11 protein-coding genes are annotated in these 15,793 nt (G+C 66.2%); 8 read left to right on the top strand and 3 right to left on the bottom strand.

Features of this window, described 5'->3' with window-relative positions; all coding sequences use genetic code 11:
* Nucleotides 1–13: 13 nt before the first annotated feature.
* The gene (locus AC1D2L_RS01260; RefSeq protein ID WP_476843996.1) at nucleotides 14–1,489 is read right to left on the bottom strand and encodes a protein adenylyltransferase SelO; all 1,476 of its coding nucleotides are present in this window, start codon (nucleotides 1,487–1,489) and stop codon (nucleotides 14–16) included.
* A 160-nt stretch (nucleotides 1,490–1,649) separates the two neighbouring features.
* Between AC1D2L_RS01260 and AC1D2L_RS01255 the strand changes: the two genes are divergently transcribed.
* Both AC1D2L_RS01255 and AC1D2L_RS01250 read left to right on the top strand, forming a co-directional pair.
* Nucleotides 1,650–2,888, top strand: coding sequence for a metallophosphoesterase family protein (locus tag AC1D2L_RS01255; RefSeq protein WP_476843995.1), 1,239 nt, complete (start codon nucleotides 1,650–1,652; stop codon nucleotides 2,886–2,888).
* A 3-nt stretch (nucleotides 2,889–2,891) separates the two neighbouring features.
* Entirely contained in the window at nucleotides 2,892–6,362 is a 3,471-nt protein-coding gene (locus tag AC1D2L_RS01250) for an ATP-binding protein (protein ID WP_476843994.1), read from the top strand.
* A 38-nt stretch (nucleotides 6,363–6,400) separates the two neighbouring features.
* Here AC1D2L_RS01250 and AC1D2L_RS01245 read toward each other — a convergent pair whose 3' ends face one another.
* The gene (locus tag AC1D2L_RS01245; protein WP_476843993.1) at nucleotides 6,401–7,678 is read right to left on the bottom strand and encodes an alpha/beta hydrolase; all 1,278 of its coding nucleotides are present in this window, start codon (nucleotides 7,676–7,678) and stop codon (nucleotides 6,401–6,403) included.
* A gap of 463 nt (nucleotides 7,679–8,141) precedes the next feature.
* Here AC1D2L_RS01245 and AC1D2L_RS01240 point away from each other — a divergent pair, with 463 nt between their 5' ends.
* From AC1D2L_RS01240 to AC1D2L_RS01220, 5 genes are all read left to right on the top strand, one after another.
* Nucleotides 8,142–8,906, top strand: a complete 765-nt coding sequence (locus AC1D2L_RS01240; RefSeq protein ID WP_476843992.1) for an ABC transporter ATP-binding protein — start codon at nucleotides 8,142–8,144, stop codon at nucleotides 8,904–8,906.
* A complete protein-coding gene (locus tag AC1D2L_RS01235) occupies nucleotides 8,896–9,636 on the top strand; it encodes an ABC transporter ATP-binding protein (RefSeq protein ID WP_476843991.1) in 741 nt (246 codons plus the stop codon). Before AC1D2L_RS01240 ends, AC1D2L_RS01235 begins: the two co-directional genes overlap by 11 nt.
* Nucleotides 9,637–9,704: 68 nt before the next feature.
* Nucleotides 9,705–10,910, top strand: coding sequence for an ABC transporter substrate-binding protein (locus AC1D2L_RS01230; RefSeq protein ID WP_476843990.1), 1,206 nt, complete (start codon nucleotides 9,705–9,707; stop codon nucleotides 10,908–10,910).
* A gap of 208 nt (nucleotides 10,911–11,118) precedes the next feature.
* Nucleotides 11,119–12,006: a branched-chain amino acid ABC transporter permease gene (locus AC1D2L_RS01225; protein ID WP_476843989.1), complete on the top strand. Its 888-nt coding sequence runs from the start codon at nucleotides 11,119–11,121 to the stop codon at nucleotides 12,004–12,006.
* 103 nt (nucleotides 12,007–12,109) lie between these two features.
* Nucleotides 12,110–13,102, top strand: a complete 993-nt coding sequence (locus AC1D2L_RS01220; RefSeq protein WP_476843988.1) for a branched-chain amino acid ABC transporter permease — start codon at nucleotides 12,110–12,112, stop codon at nucleotides 13,100–13,102.
* Between the two features lie 177 nt (nucleotides 13,103–13,279).
* Here the strand turns inward: AC1D2L_RS01220 and AC1D2L_RS01215 are convergent, their stop codons facing one another.
* The gene (locus AC1D2L_RS01215) at nucleotides 13,280–14,605 is read right to left on the bottom strand and encodes an NAD(P)/FAD-dependent oxidoreductase (protein ID WP_476843987.1); all 1,326 of its coding nucleotides are present in this window, start codon (nucleotides 14,603–14,605) and stop codon (nucleotides 13,280–13,282) included.
* A 333-nt stretch (nucleotides 14,606–14,938) separates the two neighbouring features.
* Here AC1D2L_RS01215 and AC1D2L_RS01210 point away from each other — a divergent pair, with 333 nt between their 5' ends.
* Nucleotides 14,939–15,790 (top strand): VOC family protein, encoded by an 852-nt coding sequence (locus tag AC1D2L_RS01210; RefSeq protein ID WP_476843986.1) that lies wholly within the window; start codon nucleotides 14,939–14,941, stop codon nucleotides 15,788–15,790.
* The last annotated feature ends 3 nt before the right edge of the window (nucleotides 15,791–15,793 follow it).

The following is a 15,793-nucleotide window of genomic DNA, read 5'->3' as shown; positions in this document are numbered from 1 at the left end:
GCAGTGCGACGCGTCAGGTCCCGCAGAAGGTCTGGAGGACGCGCTCTTGCTGCGTCGGCGGTTTCGCATAATGCGACAGGCCCGGCCGGTCCTCGAAGGGAGCGGAGAGGACAGCGAGCAATTCCTCGAAGGGCGCGAAATCGTCACGCTCGACGGCAGCCTCGATCACGGCTTCGATGCGATGATTGCGCGGGATGAACAGCGGGTTGACCGCGCGCATCGACGCCGCGCGTTCGCCGTCGAATTGGGGCTCGAGCGTCAGGCGCTGCCGCCAGTCGACAAGCCAGGTGTCTAGCCCGGCAGGGTCGGCGTAGAGGGTACGCAACAGGGTCGCGTCGCAGAGGGGATCGGAGGCCTCCGCGAGATGGCGCATGGTTAGGGTATAGTCGGCGCCACCCTGCTGCATCACCGACATCAGCTTGCCGATCAGCACGACGTCGTCAGGCTGCTGCGTGAACAGCCCGAGCTTGCGTCGCATTCCGGCGAGGAACGCGGCTTCGAAAGCGCCCGCAAAGCCCGCCAGCGCAGCCTCCGCCAGCGTGATGGCCTGGTTCTGGTCGTCAGGGAGCAAAGGCAGCAGTGCCTCCGCCAGCCGAGTTAGGTTCCAGCGCGCGATCGGCGGCTGGTTGGCGAAGGCATAGCGGCCGCGCTCGTCGATCGCGCTGAACACGGTGGCGGGGTCGTAGGCGTCCATGAAGGCGCAGGGGCCGTAGTCGATGGTCTCGCCGGAGATCGACATGTTGTCGGTGTTCATCACGCCATGGATGAAGCCCACCAGCATCCATTGCGCCACCAAGCTGGCCTGCGCGGCGATGACCGCTTCCAGCAAGGCGAGGTAGGGCATCTCGCGCGTCGCGACCTCGGGATAGTGCCGGGCGATGACGTGGTCGGCGAGAAGCCGCAACGCCTCGGCGTCTCCACGCGCGGCGAAGAACTGGAACGTGCCGACACGGATATGGCTCGAGGCGACACGGGTCAGGATCGCGCCCGGCAGGGGCTCCTCGCGCATCACGGTTTCGCCGGTCAACGCTGCGGCAAGCGCCCGGGTCGTGGGAATGCCGAGCACAGCCATCGCTTCGCTGACGAGATATTCGCGCAGAACAGGCCCCAGCGCTGCGCGCCCGTCGCCGCGCCGCGAGAAGGGCGTGCGGCCGGGGCCCTTGAGCTGGATGTCGCGACGCCGGCCCTGGCGGTCGATCACCTCGCCCAGCAGGATCGCGCGGCCGTCGCCGAGCTGCGGGCTGAACTGGCCGAACTGATGCCCGGAATAGGCGGTCGCGATCGGCTCCGCGCCGTCTGGAATGCGATTTCCGGTCAGGACCTCAACGCCTTCCGGGCTGCCCAGCCAGGCGGGGTCGAGCCCCAGCTCCTCGGCCAGCGCATGGTTCAGGCGGATCAGCCGCGGCGCGCGCACTTCGCTCGGCAGCGTGCGCGCGAAAAAGCGCTCCGGCAGGCGCGCATAGCTGTTCTCGAATGCGATGACCGTCATAACCGACCCAATATCCTGACAGGCGCGCGCTGCGCGACGCGGCGCGCATGTCCGCTCCGCTCAAGATGTGACGGCAATCGCCGTGATCAAGGGGCGGCCCTGCATTGCACCCCGGCGCCAATCATGCTCGCTAGGCTGCAGCTCCCGCACCGGATTCTCCATGACGCGCTTCACATTTCTGCACGCCGCAGACCTTCATCTTGGCAGCCCGCTCACCGGGCTGGCAATGAAGGACGAGGATGTCGCGCGGCGCTTCGCAGCTGCCAGCCGCGGCGCCTTCACTGATCTGGTGTCTCAAGCCATCTCGGAGCAGGTCGCCTTCGTGCTCGTTGCCGGCGACATCTATGACGGCGACTGGAAGGACACCGCCATCGGTCTGTTCTTCAACCGCGAGGTGGCGCGGCTCGCTCGCGCCGGCATTCCGCTCTTCATGATCCGCGGCAACCACGACGCCGAAAGCGAGATCACCAAGGCGGTGACGCTACCCGACAATGTCGTCGAATTCTCCAGCCGCAAGGCTGAGACGCAGCGGCTCGAGGCGCTGAAGGTCGCAATCCACGGCCGCAGCTTCGCCGATCGCGCCGCGACCGAAAACTACGCGCTGGCCTATCCCGCGCCTGTCCCGGGTTGGCTGAACATCGGCATGCTGCATACCTCCTGCGAGGGCAATGCGGCCCATGCCGTCTACGCGCCGTGCAGCATCGCCGAGCTCGTCGGGCGCGGTTACGACTACTGGGCGCTGGGCCACATCCACGAGCAGGCGGTGCTGCATCGCGATCCCTGGATCGTTTATTCGGGTAATCTGCAGGGGCGCAGCGTGCGCGAATGCGGACCCAAGGGCGCCATGCTGGTCGATGTCGCCGATGGGCGCATCGCCGGCACGAGACCTCTGGTGGTCGATCGCGCCCGCTGGCTGCACCTCACCATTCCTGTTGAGGGCATCGTGGACGAGGCGGCAGTGTTGCACACCCTGCGCGAAGCCATGCAGGCGCCGCTCGGCGAGAGCGCAGGGCGGATGACGGCGCTGCGCGTCACGCTGACCGGAGCGACTGCCTTGCATGGCGCCTTGCGCGCGCGCCGCAACGACCTGCGCGACGAAGTGCAGGCGCTGGCAAACCATGTCCATGAGGATGCGTGGCTGGAGGCGTTCAAGCTCGCCACGACGGAACTGCCGGCGGTGCGAGACGTCGCGGCCGATACCAGTGGGCAGGACCCTGCCGCGCTGCTGCTCGGCCTTGAGCATGACGACGAGTTGCGCCAGCGAGCTGGAGAACTGGTTGCCCTGGTGCGCGGAAAACTGCCCGGAGGGCTCAGCGAAACCGCACTCGACGATCTCGACGCGATCCTGGCCGAAGCGCGCTCGCTCGCCGCCGCGCGCGTGCTCGGGAGCGTGGCCTGAACCATGCGGCTGCTCTCGCTCGATCTGGAACGCTATGGTCCCTTCACGGGCAAGCGCCTCGAATTCCGCCCCGACGCCCGGCTGCATGTCGTGTTCGGCCCCAATGAGGCCGGCAAGAGTTCCTCGCTTGCCGCCGTCACTGATCTCCTGTTCGGCGTCAAGCGGCAAACGCCCGACGACTTCCTGCGACCCGGCAAGGAAATGCGCCTGGGCGCGACGATCCGCGACCGCAACGGCAATGATGTCTTCTTCTGGCGGCGCAAGCTCAAGCCGCTGCTCAGCGATGCCGCCAATGTGCCCTTGTCGGATGACGCGCTGGCGCCGTTCCTGGGCGGGCTCTCGCGCGAAATCTTCCGGCGCGCCTTCGGGCTCGACGCGGAGGCCTTGCGTCGCAGCGGCGACGAGTTGAAGGCGAGCGACGGCGAACTCGGCGCCGCCCTGTTCTCGGCGGCTTCCGGCCTGCGCGGCGTGAGCGAAATCAAGAACGCGATGGAGCGCGAGGCGGATGGCATTTTTGCGAAGACCAAATCGCAAAACAGGGTCTTCTATCAGGCGTTGGATCGCTTCGAAGCTGCGCGCAAAGCGCTGCGGCAACATGAGACCCGCACCGGTGATCTGAAGGCGCTGCGCGAGGAGCTCGGTACGCAGGCGGAGCGCGGCAGCCAGATCACCCGCCGCCGCGCCGAGATCGCGGTCGAGCGTGCACGGCTCGAGAGCCTTCGCCGCGCCGCTCCGATCCTGCGCGCCATCGACGCCGACGAGGCGCTTCTGGCCGGGCTTGGCGCCTTGCCCGCCGCGCCAGAGGGGGCAGGGGGCCGGCTGGTCGATGCCGTCGGCAAGGCCGGCCTCAGCGAGGCTGCACGGCAGGACGCGGAGCGTCTCGCTCAACGCCTCCGCGAAGAGCATGACGCGATCCGGTTCGACCAGCGCCTGCTTGAGCGAGCGGCCGAGATCGAACGGCTTCAGACGGATCTCGGCGCCTACCAAAAGGGCCTGATCGACCTGCCGGCGGTCGAGCGCGAGGAGGAGGCCGCCGCGCGCCAACTCGCCGAGATCGCCTTGCGGCTCGGCCTGCCCGATGTCGAGACATTGGTCGGACGGCGGCCCGACGATGCCGGTTTTGCCCGGCTGTCCGATCTCGTCGAAGCAGGGCTGCGGCTCGATCAGGCGCGCGTGGCAAGGGTCGCAGACCTCCAGCGCGAACGGGGTCTCCTCGAAGAGCGGCGACGCGACCATGGTCAGCGCGCCATCCTCGGCGATCCCCGTCCGCTCCGCGAACGCCTCTCGGCGTTGGCGGATCTGCGCCGCCTTGCCGAAATCGCCCATGATCACGCCGCCGCCAACGCAAGCGAGACTGCGGTGCTGGAGAAGGAGGCCGCCCGGCTTTCGCCTCCCGTCGCGGATCTCGCGGCGCTCGCCTCGACCTCGCTGCCGTCGCGCGAGACCGTCGCCGGCTTCGCAACGCGCCTTGCTGTGCTCGACGATGAAATGCGGGCTCAGCGGCAGGATTTGCAGGCGGTACGCCGCGAGGCGGCCGGCTTCGCCGAGCGCCTTGCCAATCTCGCAGCCGGCGCGCCGCTTCCGACACCGGAGCGCATTTTGGAGGCACGCGCGCGGCGCGACCAGCATTGGCAGTCTGCGCGCGCAGCATTGTTTGGTGAGTCCGTCTCAGGTTCTGCGCTGGCGCAGGCTGCCGCCGGTTTCGAGACGGCGCGCGCGGAGGCCGACGCGCTCGCCGACGCTGCGATCAGCGATGCACAACGTCTGGCCGCCCATGAAGAGGCCAGCCGGGGGCGCCTGCGTAGCGATGCGCTTGTCGCGAGCCACGTCGAGCAGCTTGCGGTCGTCGAAGGGCAGCGTGAGCTCATTCTGGCAGAATGGGTGAAACTCTGGGAGCCCACGCACATCGCGCCGCTGTCGCCAATCGAGATGGCGGCCTGGCTCCAGGTTGCGTCAGGACTGCTCGAACGCCACGGCCGCTTGCTTGGGCGTCGCGAGCAGGAGCGTGGCATCGTCGCGCAGCTCGATGCGGCGCGGCCGGCGCTCACGGAGCTGCTTGCCGATCTCGGCTTGCCCCTGATGCCGGGCCTGCCGGTCGCGGCGGAGCTGAAGCGAGCCGCCGCCGAAATCGACAGGATGGCGCAAGGCTGGGAGGCGGTGCGCACCGCGCAGACGCTGCTGGATGACATCGAGTTCCGCATTCGCCACGCCGAGGCCGATGCAAAGACCCTCGACGCGGAACTGGAAACCTGGAGACAGGCCTTCCGCACAGCCTTGCCGCTGATCGGTCTCGCCGAGACCGCGACGATACCCGAGGCGCAGGCGAGCCTCGCGGCCTGGCGGGAGGTTCCGGCCCTGGCCAGCGAACGCGACCGGCTGAAGCGACGTGTCAGCGGCATCAGGCGGGACGCGGCCCGCTTTTCCGCCGATGTCGGCGGGCTTGCTAGCGAACTCGCACCGGACGTCGCGGGGAGCCCCGACCAGATCCTGCGCCATGTCGGCCAGCAACTGACCCTGACGCGCGAGGCCCGGGTCAAGAGCGAGGCGATGGCGCGCCGCATCACTGAGGCCCATTCCGCCGCGCAGACCGCGCAGGCGCTTCGCGATTCTGCACAGCAGGCGCTAGCCGCCCTCGCGAGCGGGCTCGGCCTGGGGGCCGATGCCGCACTGTCAGAGATAGGCGCTGCGCTGGCGCAACGCGACGCGATCGTAACCGCGCTGCGGCAGCGCCGCAACGAACTGGCCAATGCCACGGACGGCCGCGACGAGGCCGAATTGCGCAGTGCGCTCCTCGATTGCGATCCGGCGCTGGCCGCAGCCGAGATCGAGCGGCTCGAGCAGGAACGGCTCCGCCTTGAAGCGGAAGGGCAGGAGGCTTTTGCTGCCGCAAAGCAGGTCGGCGCGAAAATCGAGGGGCTTGGAGGCGTCGTGGCTGCCGAACTCGCCATGCAGCAGCGCCGGGGCGCCGAGAGCGAGATGCTCGAGGCGGCGCGCGAATGGGCTGTACTCAGCATCGGCGCCCTGATGATCGGCACCGCCATCGCGCGCCAGCGCCAGAGCCGGCAGGAACCGTTGATGACGCGCGCCGGTGCATTCTTCGCTACGTTGACCGGTGGCGCATTTGCAGGCCTGGGCCAGTCCTTCGACGAGGCGGACATTCCCCATCTCGTCGGACGCCGGGCCGGCGACGCGGAACTGCATGTCGGCGCCATGAGCGAAGGCACGCGCGACCAGCTCTACCTTGCCCTACGCCTGGCCTATCTCGAGGATTATGCTGCCCGCGCCGAGCCGCCGCCGTTTCTCGCCGACGACCTCTTTGCCTCCTTCGACGATGCCCGCACCGCCAATGGCCTGAGGGCCCTGGCCGAGATCGGCGGTACGGTCCAGCCGATCCTGTTCACGCATCACCGCTTCGTGGCCGACACTGCGACGCGCGAACTTGGAAGCGAGGTGGACATCATCGATCTCCGCTAGCGCCAGCCCAAACCCGCGCTAGCGCCGCCAGAAGCCCGCTAGCGCGTTGCTCCGAGCGGGTTGGGCAGGGGCGCGTTGATCGCATCGCCGGTCGAGCGAGCGGTTTCGCCGATCGAGCGCCCGACGGCCTCGACATTGTCGCCGAGGTTCTGCCGCGTCTTCGGGTCGATGATCGCGATGGGCGCCGAGAGCGCCAGCCCGGCCGCCGTGCCGACAGTGACGGCGGCGCCGGTCGTGACCTGCATCAGCCTGTCGCCCAGCCCGACATGGGAATCCGTGATCGGCTGGCCGGTGATCAGGCGGCTGCCGATTAGGCGCACCACATCCGGGGTTTCGGCGAACTTGCCATGGTTCAGCCGGTCGTCGGATTTGAAACTGGTCAGGTTCACAACGGTGATCTTGTCGGCGGCGAGTTCGCTGCGATAGGGCTCGGCCTCGGGGTCGATGGCGCCTAGCCGCGCGGTGCTCTCCCAGATGCGCCGCGACATCGCCAGCGCCCGGTCGTCCTGCGAGACAAACAGCGTGAATCGGGTCTGGCTCTTGCCGATATCGGCGACCTGGGTGCGGAACACGTCGACATCGACATCGGGCGAGGCGAGCATGACATTGGCGATCTTGGGCGCTATCTTGCCGTTGCGGATCGCCATTTGGCGCAGCGATTCCAGCGCCAGCCAGTTGCCCATGGAATGCGCCAGTACCGAGACCTCGCCGACGGACGGGTCGCGCGCCAACGCCTGCAACAGGTCCTCCAGCGCGTTGCGAGAGTAATTCGCGCTCTCGCGATCATAGCCATAGGCAAGCAGCGAGCCGCGCGAGGGCCAGGTGAACAGCACCGGCACGACGCCAGCGCCCGAATCATGGACGATCTGCGCGAAGCGGTAGACCGCATCCTCGAAACGGTTGTTGAAGCCGTGGATGAAAACGAGGACGCGGCGCTTGGGAGCCTTGGCGGCGGCACGGTTCAGGCGGGCAAGCGCCGCGGCGCGGTCGAGCCGATCGACTTTGAGCGTGACGAATTCCTTCTCGGGATTGCCCGGCAACCTGCTCGGCCACTGGACCTCGCCGACCTTGCGGGCGCTGTCCGGCGGGATCGAAACGGTGATCTCCGCGAAATCGGGCTTCATACCGCGCTCGCCTGAGAACAACACGCCGTTGTCCGGGTCGCGCGAGCGTGTGGTCGCCACGAGCATCGTGACCTTGCTGGTATCCGTGGCGACGGATGTAACGGGTCCGAGCACGCCGCGCACATCGCCGGCGCATCCGCCGAGCAGCAGCGAGAGGGCCGCGCCAAAAAGTCCACCTGCTGCCCGCACCATCACGCACCCAACCCGGCCAAGTCATTCGTTCGACAAAGCATAAACGGCGCACGCCGCGGAGTCCGGGGCTTTCGTCGGATGAGCCGAATTTCCTGTGGCGAGCCGAGCCCCGTAACATCTCGGTGCATTGTGGTTCGGCCGGACGAAAATCGCCTGAGCTGCATGCAGCAGCGGCCCGGGGAGGCCGAGTATGTTCATCGCGACGCTGCTGGACGGCAGGTTTGACCGAGTATCCGCAGTCTTTGCAATAAACGAGCCGCCGTGACTTGGACGATAGTCGAATACTATGCCGCAAATATAGCCGCCTTAGCTCTTTTTGGACGCGGTCGGGTGCGAATGCCCATCTCGGAACGCCTTTTTGATCGATGGAATGCTGTTGACACTCGCAGTCGCGGCGGTGCAGCATCCGCCCAAGGGAAACGGTCAAGAAGAATGATAACGATGCTGTATTGTGATGTTGGCCATGGCTGACGACGTTATTCTTTCGACGTCTGGGTTAACCAAGGATTTCGGCGGCTTTACCGCCGTGAATGGCGTCGATCTCAAGGTCAAGCGTGGAACGATACACGCCTTGATCGGCCCCAATGGGGCAGGCAAGACGACCTGCTTCAACCTGCTGACCAAGTTCCTCGCGCCCAGCAAGGGCTCGATCGTCTTCAATGGCCGCGACATCACGCGCCAGCAGCCCGCCGAGATCGCGCGGCTCGGTCTTGTGCGCTCGTTCCAGATCTCGGCTGTTTTCCCTCAGCTTTCGGTCCTGACCAATGTCCGCGTCGCGTTGCAGCGCAAGCGTGGCGACAGCTTCGATTTCTGGCGCTCCGAGGCGGTGCTCACCGCGCTCGAGGACGAGGCGATACGGCTGCTCGATTCCGTCGGCTTGGCTTCCTACGCCAACCTCACGGCCGGCGAATTGTCCTATGGCCGCAAGCGCGCGCTGGAGATCGCCACGACGCTGGCGCTCGATCCCGAGATGCTGCTGCTCGACGAACCCATGGCCGGGATGGGTCGTGAGGATGTCGAGCGCATCGCCACGCTGATCAAGAAGGTCTCGGCCAATCGCACCATCCTGATGGTCGAGCACAATCTCTCCGTCGTCGCCTCGCTGTCGGACCGCATCACCGTGCTGGCCCGCGGGCAGGTGCTCGCGGAGGGGGACTACGCTGCGGTCTCGAAGGACCCGCGCGTGATCGAGGCCTATATCGGCTCGGGAGGCGACCATGCTCACTGAGGCCACTGCGCGGGCGCCGGCGACCACTGCCGAGCCGCTGCTCAAAGTGCGGGGGCTCGAGGCCTGGTATGGCGAAAGCCATGTCYTGCACGGCATCGATTTCGACGTCGCGCCGGGCGAGGTGGTTACGCTGCTCGGCCGCAACGGCGCCGGCAAGACCACGACGCTGAAGTCGATCATCGGCATCATGGCGAAGCGCAAGGGCTCGATCACCCTTGAGGGCCAGGAGACGATCGGGCTGCCGTCCCGCACGATCGCGCGCATGGGCATCGGCTTCGTGCCGGAGGAGCGCGGCATCTACGCCTCGTTGAACGTCGAGGAGAACCTGATGCTGCCGCCTCAGGTGAAGCCGGGCGGGCTTTCGGTGGAGCAGATATTCACCCTGTTTCCCAACCTCAAGGAGCGCCTGAAGAGCCAGGGCACCAAGCTTTCGGGCGGCGAGCAGCAGATGCTGGCGATTGGCCGCATCCTGCGCACCGGTGCCAACCTGCTGCTCCTGGACGAGCCGACCGAGGGGCTTGCGCCGGTCATCATCGAGCAGATCGGCCGCACCATCGCGAAGTTGAAGCAGGACGGGTTCACCATCATCCTGGTCGAGCAGAATTTCCGCTTCGCCGCGACGGTCGCCGACCGCCACTACGTCGTCGAACAGGGCAGGGTCGTCGACATGATCCCCAATGCCGAGCTCGACGCCAATATCGACAAGCTCCACGGCTATCTCGGGGTGTGACCGGTCAAAGCCGCGCGAAACAAAACCAAGACAAAGTCGAAAACGACATCATCTCAGGGAGGTACAACATGAAGCTCAAGTCTATCCTCACGACGACGGCGCTGATGGGTCTTATGGCCAGCCCCGCCCTTGCACAGCAGATCACAGTCAAGGCCGGCGTCCTAAACGACCGTTCGGGCCTCTATGCCGACCTCTCGGGCGAGGGCTCCGTCCTTGCGGCACGCATGGCGGTCGAGGACTTCAAGGCCGCCGACAAGGGCATCAAGGTCGAGATCGTCTCGGCCGATCACCAGAACAAGCCGGACGTCGGCTCGACCATTGCCCGGCAGTGGTACGATCAGGATGGCGTGGACGTGATCCTCGACGTTCCTACCTCCTCGGTTGCGCTGGCCGTGCACCAGATCACCAAAGAAAAGAACAAGATCCACATCAATTCAGGCGCGGCCTCGTCCGACATCACCGGCAAGGCCTGCACGCCCAACACGATCCACTGGACCTATGACACCTACGCTCTGGCGCAGGGCACGGGCGGCGCGATGGTGAAGGCCGGCGGCGACACCTGGTTCTTCCTGACCGCCGACTATGCCTTCGGCCACGCGCTCGAGCGCGACACCGGCGCGATCGTCACCAAGAACGGAGGCAAGGTTCTGGGCGCCGTGCGCACACCGTTCCCGGGCACGGACTTCTCGTCCTTCCTGCTGCAGGCTCAGGCCTCCAAGGCCAAGGTCATCGGCCTCGCCAATGCCGGCGGCGACACCATCAACTCGATCAAGCAGGCGGGCGAGTTCGGCATCGTCGCTGGCGGCCAGAAACTCGCGGGCCTGCTGGTCTTCATCACGGACGTGCACTCGCTCGGCCTGCAGACCGCGCAGGGGCTGGTTCTGACGGAATCCTTCTACTGGGACACCAACGACCAGACCCGTACCTGGTCCGACCGGTTCGCCAAGGCCAACGGCGGCAAGAAGCCGAGCATGGTGCAGGCCGGCGTCTATTCCGGCATGCTGCACTACCTGAAGGCCGTCGAGGCCGCGAAGTCGAAGGACACCACCGCGGTGATGGCCAAGATGAAGGAACTGCCGACCGACGATCCGCTGTTCGGCAAGGGCTCCGTGCGCGCCGACGGCCGCAAGATGCACGACATGTATCTCTTCGAGGTCAAGAAGCCCTCTGAATCGAAGGGTCCGTGGGACTACTACAAGCAGATCGCCGTGCTGCCGGCCGAGCAGGCGTTCCGCCCGCTCGCCGAGAGCGAATGCCCACTCGTCAAGAAGTGAGCGTCGACCGGGCCCCCCTGCCGGGCGTCAAACCCCCAGGCGTCATCCTCGGGCTTGCCCCGAGGATCTCATGACCAGAGATTGCTGGTTTTCGAGATGGTCAAGTCAGGCCCGACCATGACGCATCGGACCATGGTCCCGGGCTCTTTGGCCCGGGATGTCGCAGGCATCCCAGTCGCATTTTTAGACGCAACGATCTGAGCCCCGCATGTTCGAGCTTCTCGGAATTCCGCCCCAAGCGCTGTTCGGCCAGGTCCTTCTCGGGCTGATCAACGGCTCGTTCTACGCAATCCTGAGCCTGGGGCTCGCGATCATCTTCGGCCTGCTGAACATCATTAATTTCAGCCATGGCGCCCAATACATGATGGGCGCCTTCGTGGCCTGGATGTGCCTGAACTATCTCGGCATCAACTATTGGGTCGCGCTTCTGCTGGCGCCTCTGCTGGTCGGCGCGACAGGCGTCGCGATCGAACGATTGCTGCTCAAGCGCATCGCCCATGTCGACCACCTATACGGCCTGCTGCTGACCTTCGGGCTGGCCCTGATCATCCAGGGCCTGTTCCGCAACAACTACGGCTCGTCGGGCCTCCCGTACCAGATCCCGGCCGAACTGCGGGGCGGGCAGAACCTCGGCTTCATGTTCCTGCCCTATTATCGCGGCTGGGTCGTGGTCGCTTCGCTCACGGTTTGCCTCGCGACATGGTTCCTGATCGAGAAGACCAGGCTTGGCGCCTATCTCAGGGCTGCCACCGAGAACCCGACCCTGACACAGGCTTTCGGCATCAACGTGCCGCTGATGGTGACGCTGACCTATGGGTTCGGCGTCGCGCTGGCTGCTTTTGCGGGCGTCCTGGCTGCGCCGATCTACTCGGTGAACCCGAATATGGGCGCCGACCTCATCATCGTCGTCTTCGCCGTGGTCGTCATCGGCGGCATGGGCTCGATCCTGGGCGCCATCGTCACCGGCTTCGGGCTCGGGCTGATAGAGGGCCTGACCAAGGTGTTCTATCCGGAAGCCTCCGCGACGGTTATCTTCATCATCATGGTGCTGGTGCTGCTGGTGAAACCGGCCGGCCTGTTCGGGCGGGCGACGTGATGCGGATGTCGTCATCGCGCGCGCAGCGAAGCACGCCAGCCTCGCGCGCCACGTCTCCAGGATTGCTTCGCTGCGCTCGCACTGACGGCTCGAGGATCTGACCATGGCCGATATCGCCACCATCGACGCCGCCGCCGGATCGCTCGTTCCGGCTGAGACCACCAAGGGCACGCAGCGCCTGCATCGCGGCATCCTGATCGGGCTTGCGGTGCTGCTCGCCATCGCGCCCTTCGTTCTGTACCCCGTCTTCGTGATGAAGGTGCTGTGCTTCGCGCTGTTTGCGCTCGCCTTCAACCTTCTGCTTGGCTATGGCGGCCTGCTCTCCTTCGGCCACGCCGCCTATTTTGGCATGTCGAGCTATGTCTGCGCCTATGCGGCCAAGTATTTCGGCCTGACGCCGGAGCTGTCCATCCTGCTCGGCGTGGCGGTGGCGGCCGCGCTCGGTGCACTCTTCGGCGCTCTGGCTATCCGCAGGCAGGGCATCTATTTCGCCATGATCACCCTGGCTCTGGCGCAGATGGCCTACTTCTTCTCGCTGCAGACGCCGCGCTTCACCGGCGGCGAGGATGGCATCCAGGCCGTGCCCCGCGGAAAGCTGTTCGGGATGATCGATCTCGCCGACGACCGCGCGCTCTACTGGCTCGTGGCAGCGATCTTCATGGGCGGGTTGCTGCTGATCTACCGGATCATCCATTCGCCCTTTGGCCAGGTCTGCAAGGCGATCCGGGACAACGAGCCGCGCGCGATCTCGCTCGGCTACCGCGCCAACCAGTATAAGCTCGCGGTCTTCGTGCTCTCGGCGACGCTGGCGGGCCTCGCCGGTGCGACCAAGGCGATCGTCTTCCAGCTCGCCTCGCTGACCGACGTGCACTGGTCGATGTCGGGCGAGGTCGTGCTGATGACGCTGGTGGGCGGCCTCGGCACCGTGTTCGGGCCGATCGTCGGTGCGCTGGTCATCGTCTCGATGCAGAACTACCTGGCATCGCTGGGCGCCTGGGTCACGGTTGTTCAGGGCGTGATTTTCGTGATCTGCGTGCTGACCTTCCGCGAAGGCATTGTCGGCCTCATCGCCAAGCGCATCGGCCGCCCGCTCTGAGAGCGCTGGGGCGGCTGTTGGACCTCAGCAGAGGCTGGCTTGCAAGGTTTTGTTCCTGACAGAAAATACGCCGTCATCCCGGGCCTCCCTTTGGTCGTCCGGGATGACGGCGCGCTTCGATCTTTCAGCTCTGACCGACTGAGATGGGACGTTCCGCCACGACGGGCGTGGCCCCTGTCAGATTTCCTTGGCGTCCAGCCGCCGATAGAGCGGCAGCGCGAAGGGCGCGATCTTTCGCACGATGTCCCGGAAGGGCTGCGGCTTAGGCTCTGAGAGCGGCAGGCCGAGCGTCTCGATGGCGGTGCCTTGCGTTGCCTTGGCGAGTTCGCGCCCAAGTGAAATCGACAGCGCGACAGCCCGCCCGTTGCAGCCGACCCAAGCGAAACCGTTGGGGCCGAGCTGGTGGACGCGCGGATAGCCCGGCACCTGCGGCTGCAGCAGATTGTCGGGCGTCATGCCGACATAGCCGGACCAGACATAGTCGAACGTGACCTCGCCGAGCTGGGGCCAGAGCCGCTTCAGCCGCGCGGCGACAGGCGTGCGAAGGTTTGCTCCGCCAGCGCCGGGGAAGACCGCCGCCCCGCCAGTCACCAGCCGGTTGCGGGCATCCCAGCGCGCGAAATAGAGTTCGCGATGCGTGTCGGAGACGGCCTGCCGGCCGGGGATGATGGTCTTGGCTATGTTATCGCTGATTGGCGTCGTCGCCATCTGCCAGGACAGGACGGGTACGACCTCGTTGGCCACGGCAGGCGCCAGTTCGCGCGCGAACTCACCGGTATAGGCATTGGTCGCCAGCACCAGCGCGCGTGCGGTCACCGAGCCGTTGGCGGTCTTCACGATCCAGCGGTCGTTCTCGCGTGCCATCGAAAGCGCGGGCGTGCGTGAATGGATCACCGCGCCGAGCTTCAGCGCCACCTCTGCCAGCCCCCGCGCCAGCGCCAACGGATTGATATGGCCGCCGGTACGGTTCCAGAACCCGCCGAACCACGCCTCCGAACCCAGCATGGCGGAAGCCGCCTGCCTGTCCAGCAATTCGACCGGCGCGCCGATCGCCGACCATTCGCGGACGCGCTTCTCGGCCAGCTTGAAGCGGCCGGGCGAATGCACAGGCTGAACCCAGCCCGCCTGCTCGGCTTCGGCGGGGATCGCATATTTGCGGACGAGATCGAACAGGTATTGCGCGCTGTCGCGCAGCACGGCGTTGAAGCGCTCGCCGGCTTCGCCATGGCGCCTGACCATCGCGGAAGGGTCATGGCCCGCCAGCGTGGGAATCACCTGCCCGTTGTTGCGGCCGGACGCGCCCCAGCCGGGTTCGGCTGCCTCCAGCACGACGACGTCGATGCCGGCCTCGCGCAGATGGATCGCCGTCGAGAGGCCCGTGAAGCCCGCGCCGATGATGACGACATCAGCGGCGACATCGCCCGCCAGCGCCGTGAGCGCAGGGCCCGCCGGAGTCGCAGCAGCCCAGAGGGAGGGCGGCCAGGGGGGAGAAGTCTCGGTCATTGGTCTTGCTTTCGGTCGGGGCGCACAAACTGGCCTGCGTATCGGATAGACCGATGCGGGCTGCAATCCCATGCTGCTTGGCCAAGCGAGCCATGACAAGGCAGGCTCTATCTGCGCAACGCCTGTCTCGGGGAACTGTTTGCTATCGTAAATGACAAAAATAGAAGAATATTCTTTTCAAATCATTGTTTCTCCTTATTCTTGAATTTTCCTTCTCTGCGTGACTAGTTGAGGAGGGGTTGGCGATACCGGCCAGCGACTGCGGGGCGCGATGCCTGGGCGGGCGTCGGTGTCTGGCGACCCCTTTTGGGTTCTGCTTGGGGAGTTGGCTTCATGCCGCTGAAACATGTTCATGGCGTCGATCACGCCGTCATCACGGTGCGCGATCTCGACGCCTCGGCGCAGCTCTGGCGCGATTTGGGCTTCACGGTTTCGCCGCGCGGCACGCACTCGGCTATTCTCGGCACCGGCAACTACACGATCATGTTCGGCGAGGACTATCTCGAGCTGCTCGGCATCCTGACCGATACCGAGCACAACCGTCCGACCCAGGAATATCTCAAGAAGGGCGAGGGCATCGAGCGCGTCGCCTTCACGACCGACGATGCTGCTGCCGGCGCCGAGGAGCTCAAGGCGCGCGGCCTGGCGCCGCTTGGCCCGGTCCATTTCGGCCGTCCCGTCGACCTGCCCAATGGCGGCACCGGCGAGGCCAAGTTCAATGTCTATCGCTGGCCGCTGGACCAGGCGCCGGGCGGAATGCGCATCTTCGCCTGCCAGCACCTGACCCGCGACACCGTCTGGATCCCGGAGCTGCAGAGCCACGCCAATGGCGCAAAGCGCCTCGTGCGCATCGAGGTCCTGTCGGCGGATGCGAAGGCCGCTGCCTCGCAGCTAGCTGGCCTGATCGACCAGCCGGCCGCGCACGAGGGCGACGCCTGGCGCGTGCGCTCGGGCAATGGCCGCGCCGACTTCCTGTTCTACGACGCTGCCGGGTTCGCCAGCCGTTATCCGGAGGCCGCGCGCAAGGGCGGCACCAGCGGTGGCGTCTCTGCGATCGTGATCGAGACGAGCGACGTTGCCGCCGCGACCAAGACGCTTGGCGCCAACGCCGTCGCGCATGACGGTGCCGTCAGCGCTCCGGCCAACGCCGCCAACGGCATCGTCGTCAGTTTCGTCGCGGCCTAACAC

The organism is Allobosea sp. P1_B10 (assembly GCF_056406735.1).
The sequence above is the reverse complement of the archived record's forward strand: the minus strand, read 5'-3'. Positions and strand labels throughout refer to the sequence as shown.

Excerpts from the sequence above, each read along its gene's own strand:
- AC1D2L_RS01260 (WP_476843996.1), bottom strand. The coding sequence starts at position 1,489 with ATGACGGTCATCGCATTCGAGAACAGCTATGCGCGCCTGCCGGAGCGC.
- AC1D2L_RS01255 (WP_476843995.1), top strand. The coding sequence starts at position 1,650 with ATGACGCGCTTCACATTTCTGCACGCCGCAGACCTTCATCTTGGCAGC.
- AC1D2L_RS01250 (WP_476843994.1), top strand. The coding sequence starts at position 2,892 with ATGCGGCTGCTCTCGCTCGATCTGGAACGCTATGGTCCCTTCACGGGC.
- AC1D2L_RS01245 (WP_476843993.1), bottom strand. The coding sequence starts at position 7,678 with ATGGTGCGGGCAGCAGGTGGACTTTTTGGCGCGGCCCTCTCGCTGCTG.
- AC1D2L_RS01240 (WP_476843992.1), top strand. The coding sequence starts at position 8,142 with ATGGCTGACGACGTTATTCTTTCGACGTCTGGGTTAACCAAGGATTTC.
- AC1D2L_RS01230 (WP_476843990.1), top strand. The coding sequence starts at position 9,705 with ATGAAGCTCAAGTCTATCCTCACGACGACGGCGCTGATGGGTCTTATG.
- AC1D2L_RS01225 (WP_476843989.1), top strand. The coding sequence starts at position 11,119 with ATGTTCGAGCTTCTCGGAATTCCGCCCCAAGCGCTGTTCGGCCAGGTC.
- AC1D2L_RS01220 (WP_476843988.1), top strand. The coding sequence starts at position 12,110 with ATGGCCGATATCGCCACCATCGACGCCGCCGCCGGATCGCTCGTTCCG.
- AC1D2L_RS01215 (WP_476843987.1), bottom strand. The coding sequence starts at position 14,605 with ATGACCGAGACTTCTCCCCCCTGGCCGCCCTCCCTCTGGGCTGCTGCG.
- AC1D2L_RS01210 (WP_476843986.1), top strand. The coding sequence starts at position 14,939 with ATGCCGCTGAAACATGTTCATGGCGTCGATCACGCCGTCATCACGGTG.